The organism is Pseudomonas sp. AA-38 (assembly GCF_029457475.1).
Classification (GTDB): domain Bacteria; phylum Pseudomonadota; class Gammaproteobacteria; order Pseudomonadales; family Pseudomonadaceae; genus Aquipseudomonas.
Genome location: NZ_CP120359.1, coordinates 1,693,577 through 1,711,474, shown reverse-complemented (window position 1 = coordinate 1,711,474; position 17,898 = coordinate 1,693,577). Strand labels below are relative to the sequence as shown.

Here is a 17,898-nt window from a genome sequence, read left to right as displayed (position 1 = left end):
CTTTGCATTGCCACATGGCCCAGTCATGCGCCCATTACCTTTCGCCACGGGGCTCAGTTGATGCCCCTGGACATCCACCAGTTGCGTCAGGAGGACTGGCGCTCCGAGTTCGGCGCCGGCGACCTGCGACGCGGCATCGCCTATGCCGAGGAACAGCGCAGCAAGCTGCTCAGCCTGCGCGACAACAGCCTGCTGGCCAATTGTCGTGGCTCGGGCAGCCAGAGCTATCAGCAACGCATCACCCTGCACCCTTATGGGCGCAAATGGAGCGTGACCGGCCACTGCACCTGCCCGGTGGGCTTCAACTGCAAGCATGTGGTCGCCGCCCTGCTCATCCTCGAAGCCCGGCAACGTGATGGCCATGACCTCAGCGACCTGATCGTACCGAGCAAGGAAGTGGCCGAGCAGCGCCTGGAGGGCATCGCGCCGACCGCCGTACTGACCCTGGGCAGCCATGTGCGCGTGCATTTCGACGCTCGCAAGGGACGCATGCTGGAACAGACCCAGCACCGTGCTGCGCTGGCCTTCGACTATGCCGGGCATCGCGTCTTCGGCAAGCCGGCCAAGGATCTGCTCAAGCGTCTGGATGCCGCCACCAATCTGCGTCTGATCCGTGATGCCGCCGCCGAGAACAGCCTGCGTAAACGCCTGGAAAACCTCGGCCTGCAAGTGGCACTGCGGCAGAGCGAGGCACTGCCGGCCGATGCCGGCGAGCCTTTCGAGCTGGAGCATGAACGCGACTGGCTGGCCTTCGTCCACGAGCACCTGCCACGACTGCGTGCCGAAGGCTGGCAGATCCACATGCGCCCGGACTTCCAGTACAACCTGGCGCAGATCGATGACTGGTACGCCGAAGTCGAGCAGGATCCGCAGCAGACCTGGTTCGACCTGGAACTGGGCATCGAAGTGGAGGGGCAGCGCATCAGCCTGCTGCCGATCCTGCTCCAGGCCATTCGTCGTACCCCCTGGCTACTGGCGCCGGAAGCCCTGGCCCAGCGCACCGACGAGGATCGCCTGCTGATCAGCCTGCCGCAGAGCGGCAAGCGTGTCGCCCTGCCTTTCGCTCGCCTCAAGCCGTTGCTGGCGACCCTGGGCGAGCTGTATTTCCGCGACCCGCAAGAAGATCACCTGCCGCTGCGCCTGGGGCGCGCCGATGCCGCGCGTCTGAGCGCACTCAGCGACAACGATCTGCTGAGCTGGCAAGGTGGCGACAACCTGCGTGGTTTCGCCCAGCGCCTGCAGCAGCTCGGCAGCCGCACCACCCAGGCCCCAGCCGAACTGCACGCTGCCCTGCGCCCCTACCAGTTGCAGGGCCTGGACTGGATGCAGACCCTGGCCGAACTGCAGGTCGGCGGCGTACTGGCCGACGACATGGGCCTGGGCAAGACCCTGCAGACCCTCGCCCATATCCTCAGCGAGAAACAGGCCGGGCGCCTGGACAAGCCGGCGCTGATCGTCATGCCCACCAGCCTGATTCCCAACTGGCAGGACGAGGCCGCACGCTTCGCCCCGAGCCTGCGCGTGCTGGCCCTGCATGGCGCCAAGCGCAAGGCGCTGTTCGAGCAGATCGCCGAGCATGATCTGATCCTCACCACCTACGCCCTGCTACCGCGCGACCTCAAGGCCCTCAACCAGCAACACTACCGTCTGCTGATCCTCGACGAGGCGCAGAACATCAAGAACCCGCGCAGCAAGGCGGCCAGTGCCGCCGGCCAGGTCAATGCCGAGCTGCGCCTGTGCCTGACCGGCACGCCGCTGGAAAACCATCTGGGCGAGCTGTGGTCGCTGTTTCACTTCCTCATGCCCGGCTGGCTCGGCGATGCCAAGGCCTTCAATCGCAACTACCGCAGCCCCATCGAGAAACGCGGTGACGCTCAGCGCCTGGCCCACCTGACTGGCCGTATCCGCCCCTTCCTGCTGCGCCGCACCAAGGAGCAGGTGGCCAGCGAACTGCCGCCGAAGACCGAAATCGTGCAATGGGTCGAGATGACCCAGCTACAGCGTGACCGCTACGAAACCCTGCGCCTGGCCATGGACAAGAAGGTGCGCGATGAAATCGCCCGCCAGGGTCTGGCGCGCAGTCATATCGTCATCCTCGAAGCACTGCTGCGCCTGCGCCAGAGCTGCTGCGACCTGCGCCTGCTGGGTGATGCAGGCGAGACCCTGCAGGCCAGCGACTCGGGCAAGCTCAGCGCCCTGCTGGAGATGCTCGAGGAACTGGTGGCCGGAGGTCGGCGCGTGCTGCTGTTCTCCCAGTTCACCTCAATGCTGGCGTTGATCGAAGCCGAACTGCGCAGCCGTGACATCGCCTACGCCAAACTCACCGGCAGTACCCAGGATCGACGCACCCCGGTGCAGCGCTTCCAGGCCGGCGAGTTCCCGGTGTTCCTGATCAGCCTCAAGGCTGGCGGCAGTGGCCTCAACCTGACTGCCGCCGATACCGTGATCCATTTCGACCCCTGGTGGAACCCGGCGGCCGAGGCCCAGGCCAGCGACCGCGCCTACCGCATCGGCCAGGACAAACCGGTGTTCGTCTACAAGCTGATCGCCCGCGGCAGCGTCGAGGAAAAGATCCAGCAGCTCCAGCAGAGCAAGGCCAGCCTGGCGCGCGGCGTGCTCGAAGGCGGCGGCCAGGGTCAGTGGCAGTTGGACGAGCAGGATCTGGCCGCCCTCTTCGCCCCTCTGCAGTAAGGGGCAGTGGCGAGGTGGCCCACTCACTCCGCGGCGTCGTCCCGCTCGGCCTCGGCATCTTCACGGTTACGCGGTTTGCTACGCGGGTTGGGCGCAGCCACGGCGGGAAAACGTGATGACGCATAGCGCACCACCAGAATCGCCAGCGCCAGCAGCAGAATCGCGCCCGACACCATCACCACCCCCCAGCTCGGCTTGTGGGTATGGGAAATATCGGAAATCAGCAAACGGGTCAGCGCGGTGATCGCCACGTAGATCATGAAGCGGATCGGCATGTGGTTGGTCTTGAAGTAGATCCCCACCATGGCCGCCAACTCCAGGTAGATGAACAGCAACAGGATGTCATCGATGGTGATATGGCCTTTTTCCAGCATGCCCAGAAAGGCCATCACACCCGCCCAGGCCGTTATCGCACCGATGGCGAACAACGCCAGATAGTGGAAGGCCTCCATCAACAGGTTGCCCAGCGACTCGGCCAGGCCATGCAGCCCTTCACGCAGACGTTCCGCCCAATTCATCGACAACTTCTCCCAAGATCCAAATGAAGGCCCGCCCCGCGCCATGCGAAGCACGCTTGCAGCTCGCCCCGCCGCGCGCAGGCAGCCAAGGCTGCCCACGCAGGAATGACACCAGTTCCAGGATGAGGCAGGGATGTGACGAAACGCCACAGCAGCATGCGCCTCACACCACCGCGAGCACCGAAGGACGCTCCTCGGGCCAGGCATAACAGTGCTTGCCGGCCTTCTTGGCGCGGTACATGGCCATATCGGCCGAGGCCACCAGGCGGCGGCGATCCTCGCCATGCTCGGCACAGCGGGCAAGCCCGACACTGACGCCGACACGAACGTCGGGCTGTTGCACCAACAAGGGCCCATCGAGTGCATCGATCAGACGCTGGGCCAGGTGCTCGACAGCATCGGTATCGCCTGCGGCGATCACGGCGAATTCATCGCCCCCCAGGCGTGCCAGCACTTCACCTTCACGCACCACGGTCTTCCAGCGCGCCGCCACGGATTTGAGAACGGCATCGCCCAGCGCATGGCCGAGCTTGTCGTTGATGGTCTTGAAGCCATCGAGATCCAGATAGAGCAGCGCCACGGAACGTTCACCACGGCGCGCCAGGGCCAGGGCCTGATCCAGGGTGTCATTGAAGGCACGCCGATTGAGCAGGTGAGTCAGGCTGTCATGTTGCGACTCGAACGCCATGCGTTCGAGCAACTCGCCACGCTCTCGCAGATCGCGACGCAGATCGACGAACAACAGCGTGAGCAGCCCGAGCATGAGCAGTGCCCCACCCCCACCACCCCAGAGCGCCAGCATCGAACGCCATTCGATATCGGCCTTGTGCGCCTTCAGGGCAATCGCCACAGCACGCTCGATGCTGGCGATACGTGTACGCATCTCGCCCATGTAACGCTCGCCACGCTCGTCCGAAAACTGCTCCATGGCCGCTGCCCGGCCCTGCTCACGGTACAGATCGAGGGTCAGCGCCATTTCATCGCGCTTGAAGCGGCCGAGCTCGGCAATGGCCTGCAACTCAGCCTCGTGCGCCTGCATGGTGGGGGTATCCAGCAAGCCACGTAGCTGCTCATCGAATCTTTCCACGGACAAGGCATAAGGCTCGAGATACCGCGCCTTGCCCGTAAGCAAATAGCCGCGCTGATCGAGCTCGGCCTCTTGCAAGCTGGGCAGCAGCAGGCTCAGACGATAAAGAGATCGATACAACTCTTGTACATCACGTCCACTGGAGAAACTGGTCTGGCTGCCCCAGATGGCTCCGATCAGTAGCATCAGACTGAGGTAGAACAGCGCGACCAGCGCCAGCAGTTTGCGTTCTACGCGACCGATCGAATCAAGCATAAACATCTCTTGCCTTGTGCATTGCGGAGTCCTTTCATGGCGCACTGACTATAGTTGCGCCTATGGGGAATGCAAGGATTACGCCGACTCCGAGCGCGGCTCCCACGGCGCGACGAGGATTATACAAAACCTGTACACCAGCCCAGCTCGCCCCTCTCGTCAAAACCCCCGGTCTTGGTTTTTCAGGCGTCTGTTCCGAATTGCCGCGTTTTTGCTGATGTTCTTGGTTTCGCCCTCCCGGGCGAGTCACTTTGCGGGCAAAGTAACCAAACCCTCCGCCCGATCATCCGGCCCTGGCTTCTCCAGGGTTCGCTCACTCCATCGCCGCTCCAGAGGCCCGCCACGGTGGGCCATCCCTGGCCCATCGTGGCTTTCGCGACATCCATGTCGCTCAACCTCTTCCACGACGATTCCGTTCGCCCTCCTGGGCGGGCTCTGCACGCGCCTGAACCTGCGGTAACCCAGAATTAGTGCGGAGCGCTTGGACATGGGTCAGCCCTAGGGCTGACCGGGATGCCGGCTGCAAGCCGGCAAGTTGAAACTTCGCGAATGAAAGTTTTGGTTTAACTCGATGGCCACATCGCGACTTCACAGCCGCCAGAGCACGCAGGACTAACCTGGCACACCTGTCCGCTCAGGCGCGCGAATGGCCCCTTCAGGAGGGTGAGTGGAATCGTTACGTAGAGGGTTGAGCGGCATGGATGCCGCGAGAGCTGCGATGGGCCAGGGATGGCCCTTCGCAGCGTGCCCTCGGAGCAACGATGGAATGAACGAACCCCGGCGCAGCAGGGCGGGGGCGCCTAGCTCGGATGGCGGGGCCAAGCCTTTTTGCCTTCTTTTGTGGCGTTTGACAAAAGAAGGTCGCCGGGGGGCGAAACGGGAGACATCAGCTAAACGCTTGAATACCGAAAACAACACAAACTTGCCAGTCCGGTGTCAATCAGGCACTCCCCCTGAAAATGTGATGAACCAAGAAAAATCCCAGGGTGCGCCAGAGTTCAGCCCCCATAATTGCGAATCGCTGAACACCGATACACTCGCTGCTGGCAAAATGGCCGCGAGTTCTTTATGCTCTCGAACACTGTATAAATAAACAGTCAACATTGACACGCATGAAGGCAGACGAGGTGATGAATGGCCGTCGAAGTGGTGTACCGCAGCAGTCGCGATCCGGAGCGCTTGTTCATGGATAAAGCCGAAGCCGACCGTTATGACAAGATGCTCGAACTGGCCGAACGGCTGACCGAGGTACTGCACAAGGCGGTTCCTTCGCTGAACGAGCAACAGGGTGAGGAACTGGGTATCTTCATGGCCAAGAACCGCGACGTGTTCGCCAAGGCCTTCAAGAATCAGCCCGACGCACTCGACGAACTGAACGACAACACCGAATGACCCTCAGGCCCCGCACTTGCGGGGCCTTTGTGTAGATGGGCTATGCTCGGGCCGTCCGTCCTACCAAGGGAGACGAGCATGGTCCAGTGCAAACGCATCTACCTCGCCGCAGCCGCCGATGACGGCCAGCGCGTGCTGGTCGACCGCCTCTGGCCGCGCGGCATCAGCAAAGAGGCCGCGCAACTGGATGCCTGGGTGGCGGAAGTGGCGCCTAGCGACGAACTGCGCCGCGCCTTTCACCGGGACGGCGATTTCCAGGCCTTCCGCCTGGCCTATCGGCAACAACTCGATGCGCAACCGCAACACTGGCAGGCCCTGCTGCACAGCGCGACGACCGGCACCCTCACGCTGCTCTACGCGGCCCGCGACGAGACCCACAACAATGCCCGCGTGCTGGCCGAGTACCTCGAAGACGAACTGCAACGTACCGGTGAACCCAGCTCCCCGGTGTGCTACCAGGGTGAGTTCGGCATCGATTGAGCAGCCATGCCTGCTCTGTTGTAGGCGCCAATTCATGCGCGATCAATCGAGCCTCAAGGCCGCTCCCCTTCGCGGATAGATCGACTCCCAACAGCCAATCCCCAGTCCCGTGACACGCGAAAACTGGACGCCCGAACGACAAAACGCTACAAACCAGGGAGGAAGCGGAGATCGTGCGATGAGCCCACGTCAAGCCTGTCTGCTGTGTCTGGAGCGAGATCCACCGGCCCTGTTCGAGGCGGCTCTGTGGATTGCTGCCGAACATGATCCGCACGCACAGCCACCCCAGGTGCTGGCTGACCTGCATGGTCTGCAGGTGCAGGTGGCCGCCGGCCTGCCCAGTCTGCCACTGCGCGAACTCGCGCAACCCTTGCTGCGCCGCCTCAGCGAGCTGGATTATCACCAGGACGATGAAGGCCCGACGCGACCGCGCCATGCCTTGCTGCACGAAGTCCTGCGCTGGCGCCGTGGCCAACCCCTGAGCCTGGCACTGATTGCACTGGAACTGGCCAGACGCCTGGACATTCCCCTGCAAGGCGTGAACTTCCCTGGTCATTTCCTGCTACGGGTTCCAGGCGCCGATCACCTGCTCGATCCCTGCGGCGGCCGTCGCCTGTATACCCGCGACTGCCGCGAGCTGCTCGTGCATCATCTGGGGCCGCAGGAAGAACTGGGGGCCGCCCACCTGCAAGCGGCGGATGCGCGCACCATGCTGCTGCGCCTGTCACGCAACCTGCGCCAGCTACACGTGCAGCAGGACGACTATTTGGCGGCGCTCAAGGATGCCGAGCGGGTGTTGCAGCTCGGCCCACCGAACCTGCTCGATCATCTGGCCCGAGCCACCATCTACCAGCAACTGGAATGCCCGCAGGGAGAACGTTACGACCTGCAGCACGCCCTGTTGCTATGCGAAGAGGAAGGCATGCGCCTGCAACTGAGCCAGCGCCTGCGCAGTCTCGACAGGGCGCCAGCCCTGCACTGAGGCGTCAGGCCGAGGCCGACAGCGAATGGAAACTGAAGTAATAGCGCAGCGCCTCGATCATCTCGAGGTAGTCTTGAGGCGGGGGGAACAAGGAGAAGCCCGAGTCATAGGAGCCTGGCGTGACATCCTCACGGCACCACTGGCATTTGCCGGACAGGTTGATCAGGCGCAGGCCGTGCGCAGAGGGAATCTTCAGTTGCATGTCGAACTGCACGCCCACCAGCAGGGGTATCTGACTGATCAGCATCAACCCATCGAGGGAGACATTGCCGATCGACCCCATCGGCTTGTCCGTGATGCGGTTGAAGACCTTCAGGTAGTAAGGCAGCTGATGCCGCTCGATTCGACGCTGGCTAGGCATGATGGCATATCGCTACAAAGGTTTCCGAGTATGCGCCTTCGAGCCATCACACTACCAGTCTCAGGAGCACCGCTCGGCGATGCGCTCGCGTATCTGGCGACGAGCGGTGTCGAGCTCATCATCACTATAGTAAATACGCTCGCCGTTGGCCTCCTCCCGATAGTAGGAATAGCCCTCCGGTAACTGCGCCATGCGCTGACGCAACTCGCGGCATTCACTGGCACGCTGTTCGCGCTGCTGCGCGGCCTGCTCGGCGGCCCGTTGCCGCTCCTGTTCACGGGCCTGATAGAAACGCTGGCTGCGCACCTCCCGCTCACGGGTATCAGCATCGCGCTCGATCACCTGCGGCCTGACCTCGATCACCTCGGCACCGGCAGCCGGGCGCTGGCCAAAGTGCACGCGGCCTTGCTCGTCCGTCCAGCGATAAATCTCCGCTGCGGCCAGACCCGGTAACAGCGATACGATCAGAAGCAGGTGGCGCATGCTCATCCTCCATGAAGGCCACCAGCTTATACCGCAGCAGACAGCGCGCAAAGCCTGGCTCAGAGTGCAGCGGGACTGGTCTTGGCGGCGGCTGCCGGCGTGTAGTGACCGAGCTGCTGCAACGTCTGCAGGCGTGCACGCGCCCGATAGGCATACTCGCTGGCCGGGTAGCGACTGATGATGAACTGATAGGTCTGCGCGGCATCGACGAACAGGTTCTCGCGCTCCAGGCACTGGCCACGCAGCAGAGAAATTTCCGGTTGCAGGTAGTTGCGCGAACGGCTCTTGCGCTCGGCCTGCGACAGTTCCAGCACGACACGCGCGCAGTCTCCTTCGTCGTAGGCACGATAGGCGTTGTTCAGGTGATGATCGAGCGAGACACGGGTGCAACCCGTGGCGGCCAGCGCCACGGCCAGTATGATCAGGGTTTTCATAGGCAGATCCTCCGATGAGCAGTGTATCGACAGGCCAGGCAGAAACTGAACTGCCACAAACCTCCGATGGGTTCTGCCCTTGCTGCCTTGGCGCCACCCCTGGCACTCACTAGACTGCGTGAACAGGTCGATTCCGGCCAAGGAGCCCACATGCTGCTCATCCGCCCGCTGTTCCTGGTCATGGCCACAACCTTGCTGAGCGCTTGCGCCCCGACGACCCCGCTGTTCATCGCCCAGGTCACCACCAACGAGGTGGTCGAATACAAGGCGCTCAAGGCCAAGCGCATGAGCGCCGCCATCGAAGAAGAAGGCGATCTGCTCACCTACAGCGCCATGGCCATTCGCGATGCCCATAGCGACAAGGCCGAAGCGCTCTATCTCGATGGTTATCGCGACCAGCAACTGAGCGATGAGGTGCGCGCGATAGCCCTCTACCAGATCGGCCTGATCTACATGAACAGCTTCAACGATCAGCGCGACGACGCCAAGGCCCTCAATTATTTCTACAAGGTCGTCAACGAATTCCCCAACAGCCGTGCTGCCAGCCGCGCCGAGAAACGCATCGCGATGATTCGCAAGCGCGCCGAGGAGCCGGTGCATAAGAGTTCGCGCGAACTGCTGGAACACTGGCAACCGAGCCAGAACCTCGATCTGTACAAACCCAGCCTCGACCAGGACATGACCCTGCTGTCGCGCCGCGCCGTGCTCAAGGATCGCGTAGCCGAAGCCGAAGAGCTCTACTTGCTGGGCCTGGCCGACCCACACATAGCGGCAGACATCAAGGAAAAGGCGCTCTACCAGCTAGCGCTGATGTACATGGCGCCAGACAACCCCAGCGCCGATCGCGAAAAGGCCATCGCCTACCTGCGCCGCCTGCTCGCCGAGTACCCCAACGGCGAGCTGCATGCCAAGGCCTCCCTGTTGCTCGACAAGGCGATCAACCTGAACACGCCCTGATTCGTGGTACTGGTCGCCCCCAGCACCATGCCGGGGCAGACGACATCACATTGCTCAAGGCGAACGGCAAAGGGTAGTGCACGGGAACAATGACTACAGCGAAAGCCCGTAGTAGCCTCCCTGCTATCGTTGACTAGGGAGTTCGTGCATGACCTTTCGCCGCACCAAAATCGTCGCCACCCTCGGCCCGGCCAGCAGCTCGCCGGAAGTGCTGGAGCAACTGATCCTCGCCGGCCTGGACGTGGCCCGTCTGAACTTCTCCCACGGCACCCCGGACGACCACAAGGCACGTGCTGCCTTGGTTCGTGAATTGGCCGCCAAGCATGGTCGCCATGTCGCCCTGCTCGGTGACCTGCAAGGCCCGAAGATCCGTATCGCCAAGTTCGAGAACAAGCGCATCGAACTCAAAGATGGTGACCTGTTCCGCCTCTCTTCCAGCCACTCGCGCACTGCCGGCAACCAGGAAGTGGTCGGCATCGACTACCCGGCGCTGATCCAGGACTGTGACGTCGGTGACGAACTGCTGCTCGACGACGGCCGCGTGGTCATGCGTGTCGAACTCAAGGGTGCCGACGAACTGCACTGCCGCGTGCTGATCGGTGGCCCGCTGTCGGACAACAAGGGCATCAACCGTCGTGGTGGTGGTCTGACCGCACCGGCCCTGACCGAGAAGGACAAGGCCGACATCAAGGTCGCAGCCGAGATGGAGCTGGACTACCTCGCCGTATCCTTCCCGCGTGACGCCGCCGACATGGACTACGCCCGCCGTCTGCTCACCGAGGCTGGGGGCACAGCCTGGCTGGTGGCCAAGATCGAACGCGCCGAAGCCGTGGCCGACGACGAAGCCCTCGACGGTTTGATCCGTGCCAGCGATGCGGTGATGGTGGCCCGTGGCGACCTGGCTGTGGAAATCGGCGATGCCGAGCTGGTAGGCATCCAGAAGAAGATCATCGCCCACGCCCGCCGCCTGAACAAAGCCGTGATCACCGCCACGCAGATGATGGAGTCGATGATCCACAGCCCGATGCCGACCCGCGCCGAAGTCTCCGACGTGGCCAACGCCGCGCTGGATTACACCGACGCGGTGATGCTGTCGGCCGAGAGCGCCGCCGGCGAATACCCGGTCGAAGCCGTACAGGCCATGGCCCGCGTGTGCCTGGGCGCGGAGAAGCACCCGACCAGCAAGCAGTCCAGCCACCGCCTGGGCCGCACCTTCGAGCGCTGCGACGAGAGCATCGCCCTGGCCACCATGTACACGGCCAACCACTTCCCCGGCGTCAAGGCCATCATCAGCCTCACCGAGAGCGGCTACAGCCCACTGATCATGTCGCGCATCCGCTCGTCGATCCCGATCTTCGCCTTCACCCCGCATCGTGAGGCCCAGGCCCGCGTGGCACTGTTCCGTGGCGTCTACACCGTGCCGTTCGATCCAGCCTCGCTGCCGGCCAACAAGGTCAGCCAGGCGGCGGTGGACGAGCTGCTCAAGCGTGGTGTGGTAGAGCCTGGCGACTGGGTGATCCTGACCAAGGGTGACAGCTACCACGGCACTGGTGGCACCAACACCATGAAGATCCTGCATGTCGGTGATCCGATGGTGTAAGCCGTACCGGCCTGATCCTTGAACAGGACAGCGAACGCAAGAGGCCGCTCATCGAGCGGCCTCTTTTCAGCTCATTCGCGCAATATCGGCAAGCAATCAGCCCGAACAGGGCCCTGACAAATCGCAGGCAAAAAAAGGGGCGGGAAAACCCGCCCACTTTTTGTCCCTAGTCCCTCTATTTCCCAACTCATCGTCCTGATGAATCGCTTCTTGCGATGTTCCTGATCATCTTCCTGACAACCTGTGCCGTTCCCTGAGCACGGGTTCGATATTACTCGCCCTCGTTTCGCGCTCAACCCCGTGCAACACGGCGAGCAGTCACCTCGCCAAACTGATTGGCATAAAAATACTATTAAATATCAATGACTTGAAATTTTCACACAGGAAAAAAGGCAAAGATCAGAGCCCGCTTGCCCTGAAGACTGACGCTGCATGTAAGCGATGACTGACATGCGGGATCGCAGATCCGCTGCTTGGCTGCCGGGGGCCAGCCGTGAAAAGGCGCTTCGAGGCAGCCCCCCTGATCGCGAATGAACTCGCTCCCACAAAGCAGGCAATAAAAAACCCGGCCAGCTAGCCGGGTTTCATGGGAACAGGCGAGGTGTTACTGGAAGAGCGCGTCGCTGGAAAGGCCATTCTTCTCGAAGATCTCGCGCAGCCGTTTGAGCGCTTCGACCTGAATCTGCCGAACCCGCTCGCGCGTCAGGCCAATTTCCTGCCCAACCTCTTCGAGCGTGCTGCTCTCGTGCCCGCGCAGGCCGAAGCGGCGAATCACCACCTCACGCTGCTTTTCCGTCAGATCCGACAGCCATAAGTCGATGCTCTGGGAAAGGTCGTCGTCCTGCAGCAAGTCGCAGGGGTCGGTGGGCCGGTCATCGGTGAGGGTGTCGAGCAGCGTCTTGTCCGAGTCCGGACCCAGCGATACGTCCACCGAGGAAACCCGCTCGTTCAGACCCAGCATGCGCTTGACCTCGCCGACCGGCTTTTCCAGCAGGTTGGCGATCTCTTCGGCCGAAGGCTCGTGATCGAGTTTCTGCGTCAGTTCGCGGGCCGCTCGCAGGTAGACGTTCAGTTCCTTGACCACATGAATGGGCAAGCGAATGGTGCGCGTCTGGTTCATGATCGCGCGCTCGATGGTCTGGCGGATCCACCAGGTGGCGTAGGTAGAGAAACGGAAACCCCGTTCCGGATCGAATTTCTCCACGGCACGGATCAAGCCCAGGTTGCCTTCCTCGATCAGGTCGAGCAGCGACAACCCACGGTTGATGTAGCGTCGTGCAATTTTCACCACCAGACGCAGGTTGCTCTCGATCATGCGCTTGCGCCCAGCAGGATCGCCCTTCTGCGCCAGACGCGCGAAGTGCACTTCCTCTTCAGGGCTGAGCAAGGGAGAGAAACCGATTTCGTTGAGATAAAGTTGCGTGGCGTCGAGCGCCCGGGTGTAGTCAATGTGTTTGTGCTGCTTGGATGGCGTGGAGTGCTTGGCTTTGCGCGACGAAGAGGCAGGCGCCTCGTCGGTCTGAAGTTCGTCCAGGACGATTCCGGGCTCCATCAGGAGCAGTTCATCGTCGACGTCAAACTCCGGCGCTTCTTTTTTAATGAGTGCCATTATTGTTGCCCCAGTGTGAGTTCGACAACAGACTCTGGCGGAACCGTCCCGGCTACACCTGAGCCCGTCCCTCCTACGTTCCGGGACGAAACTGGCAACGCATCAACGACTTGGCAGATATTGCAGCGGGTCTACAGGTTTTCCTTGGCGGCGAATCTCAAAATGCAGTTTCACCCGGTCGGCTCCCGTGGAACCCATCTCGGCAATACGTTGCCCGGCCTTGACCTGCTGCCCCTCCCGTACCAATAGCCTGCGGTTATGACCGTAGGCACTCACGTAGGTGTCGCTGTGCTTGATGATGATCAACTCGCCGTAGCCCCGCAAACCACTCCCGGCATATACCACTGACCCATCAGACGCAGCTAAAACAGGCTGGCCTAATTCCCCGGCGATATCAATGCCTTTATTCAAACTGCCGTTTGAGGAGAAACGGCTGATCACGGCGCCTTGCGTTGGCCAGGCCCAGCCCTTGGCAGAGCGGGTGACGGGGGTGACCGGCGTGGTGGCCGGCGCCGCCGGTGCCGGACGTGTAGCCGCCGTGGCCGGAGTGCTGGACGTGGGTTGGCTCGGTACGGGGGCAGGCGCCCTGGGCGCCGGATTGCTCGGAGCGCTGGCGACCACGGCCGGACTGCTTGGGACGGAAGTCCTATTACCGAAGTGAATGATCTGCCCAACCCGAATCAGATAAGGGTCACGCAAGCCATTGTGCGCAGCCAGCGCCTTCCAGTCCCAGCCGAAGCGAAAGGCAATGGAATAGAGGGTATCGCCGCGCTTGACCACATACTGCCCGGTACGCACCGGCTGACGTTGGATCAGCGGCGCCCTGCCCTGGTTCTGGCCGCGCTCGACCACCTGCACACCGCCTGGTGGAGAGCTGACACAAGCGGAGAGCTGCACAGCGCCCAACAGCACGAGGAGCAGACGAAGATCGACGGCTCTTGCAATCAGCGCTTGAAAGGTTGTGCGACTCACCCAGTACTCCCTGAAACGATCCTGAATATCAATATGACCCGACCCGCACGGCCGGATCAACCAGCCTCTTGCGGTTTGCGCCGGGCCAGCCACTCCAATCCCAGCACCAGAGCGACACCGGCAATCGCCAGGACGATGGCCAGCAGCAGTTGCGCGTCCTGCCCACTGACTGCGCTGAACTGCGTGGGCAACAGGTTGTGCTGCAGCAGAGGCACTTGCTCACCCTTGCTATCGATTCGCCAGCTCAGGGTCTCCTTCCAGGGCCAGACCTTGTTCAAGGAACCGAGCATGAGCCCGGTCAAGAATGCCAGGGTCAGATCGCGCCAGCGTGACAACAGCCAGCTCAACAGCCGGGCGAAGCTGAGGATACCCACCAGGCACCCAGCGGCGAAGACCGCCAGCACGGCCAGATCCAGACTCTTCACGGCGCCCAGCACGGTGGCGTAGAGGCCGAGCAGGAGCAGGATGAAGCTGCCGGAGATGCCCGGCAGGATCATCGCGCAGATGGCGATGGCACCGGCGCAGAACAGGGTCAGCGGATCATCGCTCCACTGCACCGGCGCGGCCACCGTGATCCAGTAGGCGAAACCCAGGCCGAGCAGGAAGCTCAGCACGCGGCTCCAGTTCCAGCGACCGATGTCACGCCCCACCATATAGGCCGACACCAGAATCAGGCCGAAGAAGAACGACCAGACCGGCACCGGATGATGCTCCAGCAGGTAGGTGATCAACCGCGCGAGGCTGAGGATGCTGGTCAGCACCCCTGCCAGCAGCACCACCAGGAAGGTGGCATTGGCCTTGTTCCAGGCTTCGTGGATTCGCCCCCGCAGTAGCAGGAGAAGGGCCTCCGGCACGCTGGCGATGGAGCGCAGCAGCTCGTCGTAGATACCACTGATGAAGGCGATGGTGCCGCCGGAAACGCCCGGCACGACATCGGCCGCCCCCATGGCGATGCCTTTGGTATAGAGCAGGAAATATTTCTTCATGGATCCTTCCAGGAAACCACGGCCCTCAGGCCAGTGGCCCATTCAACAAGGGGACAAAGCGCACTGCATCGAGCACATGCCGGGAGAAGCCGTCATCCTCGCGGACGATCACCAGTAGCTGCTGCACATCGCCGCTGCCCACCGGAATCACCAGGCGCCCGCCAGGGGCCAACTGATTAAGCAAGGCTGGCGGCACGTCGGCCGCCGCTGCCGTGACGATGATGCCGTTGTAGGGGCCGAGCGCATTCCAGCCTTCCCAACCATCTCCCCAGCGAAAGACCACATTGCGCAACCTCAGTTCGGCCAGACGCTCCTTGGCCCGCTCCTGCAGCACCTGGATGCGCTCGACCGAGAACACCCGCTCTACCAGTTGCGCCAGCACGGCGGTCTGATAGCCGGAGCCGGTGCCGATCTCCAGCACCTTGTCCAGGGGCCCGGCCGCCAGCAGCAGCTCGGTCATGCGCCCCACCATGTAGGGCTGGGAAATGGTCTGGTTATGCCCGATGGGCAGCGCGGTGTCCTCGTAGGCGCGGTGCGCCAGCGCCTCGTCGACGAAGAGGTGGCGTGGCGTGCGGCGAATCACTTCGAGCACCTGGGCATTGGACAACCCCTCTTCGTAGAGGCGTTGAATCAGGCGCTCGCGCGTTCTCTGAGAGGTCATGCCGATCCCGCGGCGTTGCATGTCATCCTGTTCGCGCATCAGAAGATGCCCTCCAACCAGCCGTCCATGGTTTCCAACGCCTCGTTGAAAGTGCGATCGAGGCGCAACGGCGTGATCGACACGTAACCCTGCATCACAGCATGGAAATCCGTACCTGGGCTGCCATCCTCGACGTCCCCGGCGGCGGCGATCCAGTAGCCTTCCTTGCCGCGGGGGTTGACCACCTTGACCGGCGCCGCAGCGCGGGCGCGATGGCCCAGACGAGTCAGTTGCACGCCACGGATGTGTTCCAGCGGCAGATTCGGCACGTTGACGTTGAGCACACTGCGCGGCGGCAACTCCAGGGTCGCGTGGGCCTCGACCAGCTTGCGCGCGAAATAGGCGGCAGTCGGCAGGTTGTCGGGCAGGCGCGAGAGCAGGGAAAAGGCGAATGCCGGCCTGCTCAGGAAGCGCCCTTCCAGGGCCGCAGCCACGGTGCCCGAATAGAGCACGTCATCACCCAGGTTGGCGCCCAGGTTGATGCCGGAGACGACCATCTCCGGTTTCTGCTCGAGCAAACCGTTGATGCCCAGATGCACGCAGTCGGTCGGCGTGCCATTGAGGCTGATGTAGCCATTGGGCAATGCCATCGGGTGCAACGGACGGTCAAGCGTCAGCGCACTGCTGGCACCGCTGCGGTCTTCGGCAGGGGCGATCACCACGCACTCGGCATAGTCGGCCAGGGCCTGGTGCAACGCGGCGATGCCGGGCGCGTTCACCCCGTCGTCGTTGGAAATCAGAATTCGCATGGAGTATCCGTCTGCCCTGCTGGCAACAGGTCGAGCAATTCGCGCACCACCACGGTGGCGAAACACCCGGCCGGCAGGACGAATGCAAGTTGCAGAATATCGGGTTCGGGATAATGCCACGACAGACCGCCGATGGGGAGGCGAAGAATGCGCCGTTCGTGAGCCATGTCCGCCTTGGCCAGCCATTGCACCAGCGCTGCGGCCTCATCGGCTAGTTCCTGCTCCAGCTGTCGGGTCTCACCAGCGGTCGGCAAAGGCCCGTCGCCCCAGAGCGGCCCGGTGGGATGCAGATCGAGCGCGGCCAGACGCGGGTCGCTGCATTCGGCCTCGCCCGCCATGAAGAAACTGCGACTGTTGGTGAACGCCAGCAGATCACCGACCTGCGCCTGATTCCAGGTGCCGGCCGCGACACGCCTGGCCAATACCTGGTTGAACAGGTAGCTGCGCGCCGACGAGAGCAGGCGCGAACGCAGGTTGCGCTGCACCGGCAGCTCCAGGCGAGAGGCGAAATCACGGGCCTGCTCGACATTCCCGCCGTCGAAGCCGAAACGCTGCAGGCCGAAATAGTTGGGCACGCCCTGCGCGGCGATGAGTTGCAGGCGCTGCTCCAGGGCATCGCGATCGGCCTCGAGCGCCGTCAGACGCAGAGTGAAACCATTGGCGGCATGGGCGCCGCGCTGCAGTTTGCGGTTATGCCGCTGGCCGCGCAGGACACTCAGGTCATCGCCCTGGGCAGCAGCCAGGTCGGGGTCGGCCTTGCCCGGCAGGTGCAGGCTGAACCACTGCCGGGTCAACGCCTGGCGATCCTTGAGCCCGGCGTAGCTGACCGCCTTGAGCGGCAAGCCAGCGGCACGGGCGATGCGCCGGGCCGCATCCTCGGTATTCAGGCCGCGTTTTTCCACCCACAGCCAGAGATGCTCGCCCTGGCCGGTGAGCGGGATATCCAGCACCTCGTCGACCTGGAAGTCCTCGGCCGTGGCCTTGAGCACGGCTCGGCCACAGGCCTGGCCATGGGCACGTGGCCCCAGCAGTTGCAGTTCGTTCATACTCTGACCAGCAGGGCCACGGCGTGCACCGCAATGCCTTCCTCACGCCCGGTGAAGCCGAGCTTCTCGGTGGTGGTGGCCTTGACGTTGACCTGATCCAGCTCCACGACGAGATCCTCGGCGATGCACTGGCGCATGCTCTGGATATGCGGCGCCATCTTCGGCGCCTGGGCGATGATGGTGGCGTCGACGTTGCCCACCACATAGCCCTTGGCCCGCACCAGGCCCATCACATGGCGCAGCAGTACACGGCTATCGGCGCCTTTGAAGGTCGGATCGGTATCGGGAAAGTGCTTGCCGATATCGCCCATCGCCACCGCGCCGAGCAAGGCATCGCTCAGAGCGTGCAGCAGCACGTCACCATCGGAATGGGCGACGAGGCCAAACTTATGGGGAATCCGCACGCCGCCGAGGGTGATGAAATCGCCTTCGCCGAAGCGGTGTACGTCATAGCCATGACCGATACGCATAAAGAACAACGCCCTGAAAAAGTCAGGGCGTGATTCTAACCGAAAGCTGCAAGGCGGATGGCCGCCCCCTGCAAGCTGCAAGCTGCAAGCTGCAAGCTGCAAGCTGCAAGCTGCAAGAGCCTATGC

18 protein-coding genes are annotated in these 17,898 nt (G+C 62.8%); 6 read left to right on the top strand and 12 right to left on the bottom strand.

The features are described 5' to 3' along the window. The first annotated feature begins 60 nt into the window (after positions 1 to 60). A complete protein-coding gene (locus PVE35_RS07880; protein ID WP_277374296.1) occupies positions 61 to 2,691 on the top strand; it encodes a DEAD/DEAH box helicase in 2,631 nt (876 codons plus the stop codon). 23 nt (positions 2,692 to 2,714) lie between these two features. On the opposite strand, the gene PVE35_RS07875 is transcribed toward PVE35_RS07880, so the two are convergent. Together PVE35_RS07875 and PVE35_RS07870 are read right to left on the bottom strand one after the other, a co-directional pair. After that, on the bottom strand, positions 2,715 to 3,215 hold the full coding sequence (locus PVE35_RS07875; RefSeq protein ID WP_268182515.1) for a phosphate-starvation-inducible PsiE family protein: 501 nt from the start codon (positions 3,213 to 3,215) through the stop codon (positions 2,715 to 2,717). A gap of 157 nt (positions 3,216 to 3,372) precedes the next feature. Continuing rightward, entirely contained in the window at positions 3,373 to 4,551 is a 1,179-nt protein-coding gene (locus tag PVE35_RS07870; RefSeq protein ID WP_277374295.1) for a diguanylate cyclase, read from the bottom strand. A gap of 1,134 nt (positions 4,552 to 5,685) precedes the next feature. Between PVE35_RS07870 and PVE35_RS07865 the strand changes: the two genes are divergently transcribed. From PVE35_RS07865 to PVE35_RS07855, 3 genes are all read left to right on the top strand, one after another. Beyond that, positions 5,686 to 5,943, top strand: coding sequence for a YebG family protein (locus PVE35_RS07865; protein WP_277374294.1), 258 nt, complete (start codon positions 5,686 to 5,688; stop codon positions 5,941 to 5,943). A gap of 78 nt (positions 5,944 to 6,021) precedes the next feature. After that, complete coding sequence (locus PVE35_RS07860; protein ID WP_277374293.1) at positions 6,022 to 6,423, top strand: DUF488 family protein; 402 nt, start codon at positions 6,022 to 6,024, stop codon at positions 6,421 to 6,423. Positions 6,424 to 6,601: 178 nt separating this feature from the next. Continuing rightward, complete coding sequence (locus PVE35_RS07855; RefSeq protein ID WP_277374292.1) at positions 6,602 to 7,405, top strand: tetratricopeptide repeat protein; 804 nt, start codon at positions 6,602 to 6,604, stop codon at positions 7,403 to 7,405. Positions 7,406 to 7,409: 4 nt separating this feature from the next. Here the strand turns inward: PVE35_RS07855 and PVE35_RS07850 are convergent, their stop codons facing one another. Genes PVE35_RS07850 through PVE35_RS07840 form a run of 3 tightly spaced genes read right to left on the bottom strand, consistent with a single transcriptional unit; the run spans position 7,410 to position 8,683 of the window. After that, entirely contained in the window at positions 7,410 to 7,766 is a 357-nt protein-coding gene (locus PVE35_RS07850; RefSeq protein ID WP_268182508.1) for a PilZ domain-containing protein, read from the bottom strand. A gap of 60 nt (positions 7,767 to 7,826) precedes the next feature. After that, positions 7,827 to 8,249: a DUF4124 domain-containing protein gene (locus tag PVE35_RS07845; protein WP_268182506.1), complete on the bottom strand. Its 423-nt coding sequence runs from the start codon at positions 8,247 to 8,249 to the stop codon at positions 7,827 to 7,829. 59 nt (positions 8,250 to 8,308) lie between these two features. Continuing rightward, positions 8,309 to 8,683: a tetratricopeptide repeat protein gene (locus PVE35_RS07840; protein WP_277374291.1), complete on the bottom strand. Its 375-nt coding sequence runs from the start codon at positions 8,681 to 8,683 to the stop codon at positions 8,309 to 8,311. A gap of 150 nt (positions 8,684 to 8,833) precedes the next feature. On the opposite strand from PVE35_RS07840, the gene PVE35_RS07835 reads away from it, so the two are divergent. Next, on the top strand, positions 8,834 to 9,640 hold the full coding sequence (locus PVE35_RS07835; protein ID WP_268182503.1) for a tetratricopeptide repeat protein: 807 nt from the start codon (positions 8,834 to 8,836) through the stop codon (positions 9,638 to 9,640). A gap of 148 nt (positions 9,641 to 9,788) precedes the next feature. Continuing rightward, entirely contained in the window at positions 9,789 to 11,240 is a 1,452-nt protein-coding gene (gene pyk / locus PVE35_RS07830) for a pyruvate kinase (RefSeq protein WP_268182502.1), read from the top strand. Positions 11,241 to 11,844: 604 nt separating this feature from the next. On the opposite strand, the gene rpoS is transcribed toward pyk, so the two are convergent. From rpoS to ispF, 7 genes are all read right to left on the bottom strand, one after another. After that, positions 11,845 to 12,849 carry an RNA polymerase sigma factor RpoS gene (gene rpoS, locus PVE35_RS07825; RefSeq protein WP_268182501.1) on the bottom strand — a complete coding sequence of 335 codons (1,005 nt, stop codon included), beginning with the start codon at positions 12,847 to 12,849 and terminating at the stop codon, positions 11,845 to 11,847. A 102-nt stretch (positions 12,850 to 12,951) separates the two neighbouring features. Continuing rightward, a complete protein-coding gene (locus tag PVE35_RS07820) occupies positions 12,952 to 13,821 on the bottom strand; it encodes a peptidoglycan DD-metalloendopeptidase family protein (RefSeq protein ID WP_277374290.1) in 870 nt (289 codons plus the stop codon). Positions 13,822 to 13,877: 56 nt separating this feature from the next. Further along, positions 13,878 to 14,807 (bottom strand): DUF368 domain-containing protein, encoded by a 930-nt coding sequence (locus PVE35_RS07815; RefSeq protein ID WP_277374289.1) that lies wholly within the window; start codon positions 14,805 to 14,807, stop codon positions 13,878 to 13,880. 25 nt (positions 14,808 to 14,832) lie between these two features. Beyond that, entirely contained in the window at positions 14,833 to 15,468 is a 636-nt protein-coding gene (locus PVE35_RS07810) for a protein-L-isoaspartate(D-aspartate) O-methyltransferase (protein WP_268184228.1), read from the bottom strand. 38 nt (positions 15,469 to 15,506) lie between these two features. Then, complete coding sequence (surE, locus tag PVE35_RS07805) at positions 15,507 to 16,256, bottom strand: 5'/3'-nucleotidase SurE (protein ID WP_277374288.1); 750 nt, start codon at positions 16,254 to 16,256, stop codon at positions 15,507 to 15,509. Next, entirely contained in the window at positions 16,244 to 17,302 is a 1,059-nt protein-coding gene (truD, locus tag PVE35_RS07800; RefSeq protein WP_277374287.1) for a tRNA pseudouridine(13) synthase TruD, read from the bottom strand. The genes surE and truD overlap by 13 nt, the downstream gene beginning before the upstream one ends. Then, on the bottom strand, positions 17,299 to 17,772 hold the full coding sequence (gene ispF, locus PVE35_RS07795; RefSeq protein ID WP_277374286.1) for a 2-C-methyl-D-erythritol 2,4-cyclodiphosphate synthase: 474 nt from the start codon (positions 17,770 to 17,772) through the stop codon (positions 17,299 to 17,301). The genes truD and ispF overlap by 4 nt, the downstream gene beginning before the upstream one ends. Positions 17,773 to 17,898 lie beyond the last annotated feature (126 nt).

Coding starts and splice junctions, on each gene's coding strand:
- PVE35_RS07880 (WP_277374296.1), top strand. CDS start 61: ATGCCCCTGGACATCCACCAGTTGCGTCAGGAGGACTGGCGCTCCGAG.
- PVE35_RS07870 (WP_277374295.1), bottom strand. CDS start 4,551: ATGCTTGATTCGATCGGTCGCGTAGAACGCAAACTGCTGGCGCTGGTC.
- PVE35_RS07865 (WP_277374294.1), top strand. CDS start 5,686: ATGGCCGTCGAAGTGGTGTACCGCAGCAGTCGCGATCCGGAGCGCTTG.
- PVE35_RS07860 (WP_277374293.1), top strand. CDS start 6,022: ATGGTCCAGTGCAAACGCATCTACCTCGCCGCAGCCGCCGATGACGGC.
- PVE35_RS07855 (WP_277374292.1), top strand. CDS start 6,602: ATGAGCCCACGTCAAGCCTGTCTGCTGTGTCTGGAGCGAGATCCACCG.
- PVE35_RS07850 (WP_268182508.1), bottom strand. CDS start 7,766: ATGCCTAGCCAGCGTCGAATCGAGCGGCATCAGCTGCCTTACTACCTG.
- PVE35_RS07845 (WP_268182506.1), bottom strand. CDS start 8,249: ATGCGCCACCTGCTTCTGATCGTATCGCTGTTACCGGGTCTGGCCGCA.
- PVE35_RS07840 (WP_277374291.1), bottom strand. CDS start 8,683: ATGAAAACCCTGATCATACTGGCCGTGGCGCTGGCCGCCACGGGTTGC.
- PVE35_RS07835 (WP_268182503.1), top strand. CDS start 8,834: ATGCTGCTCATCCGCCCGCTGTTCCTGGTCATGGCCACAACCTTGCTG.
- pyk (WP_268182502.1), top strand. CDS start 9,789: ATGACCTTTCGCCGCACCAAAATCGTCGCCACCCTCGGCCCGGCCAGC.
- rpoS (WP_268182501.1), bottom strand. CDS start 12,849: ATGGCACTCATTAAAAAAGAAGCGCCGGAGTTTGACGTCGACGATGAA.
- PVE35_RS07815 (WP_277374289.1), bottom strand. CDS start 14,807: ATGAAGAAATATTTCCTGCTCTATACCAAAGGCATCGCCATGGGGGCG.
- PVE35_RS07810 (WP_268184228.1), bottom strand. CDS start 15,468: ATGACCTCTCAGAGAACGCGCGAGCGCCTGATTCAACGCCTCTACGAA.
- surE (WP_277374288.1), bottom strand. CDS start 16,256: ATGCGAATTCTGATTTCCAACGACGACGGGGTGAACGCGCCCGGCATC.
- truD (WP_277374287.1), bottom strand. CDS start 17,302: ATGAACGAACTGCAACTGCTGGGGCCACGTGCCCATGGCCAGGCCTGT.
- ispF (WP_277374286.1), bottom strand. CDS start 17,772: ATGCGTATCGGTCATGGCTATGACGTACACCGCTTCGGCGAAGGCGAT.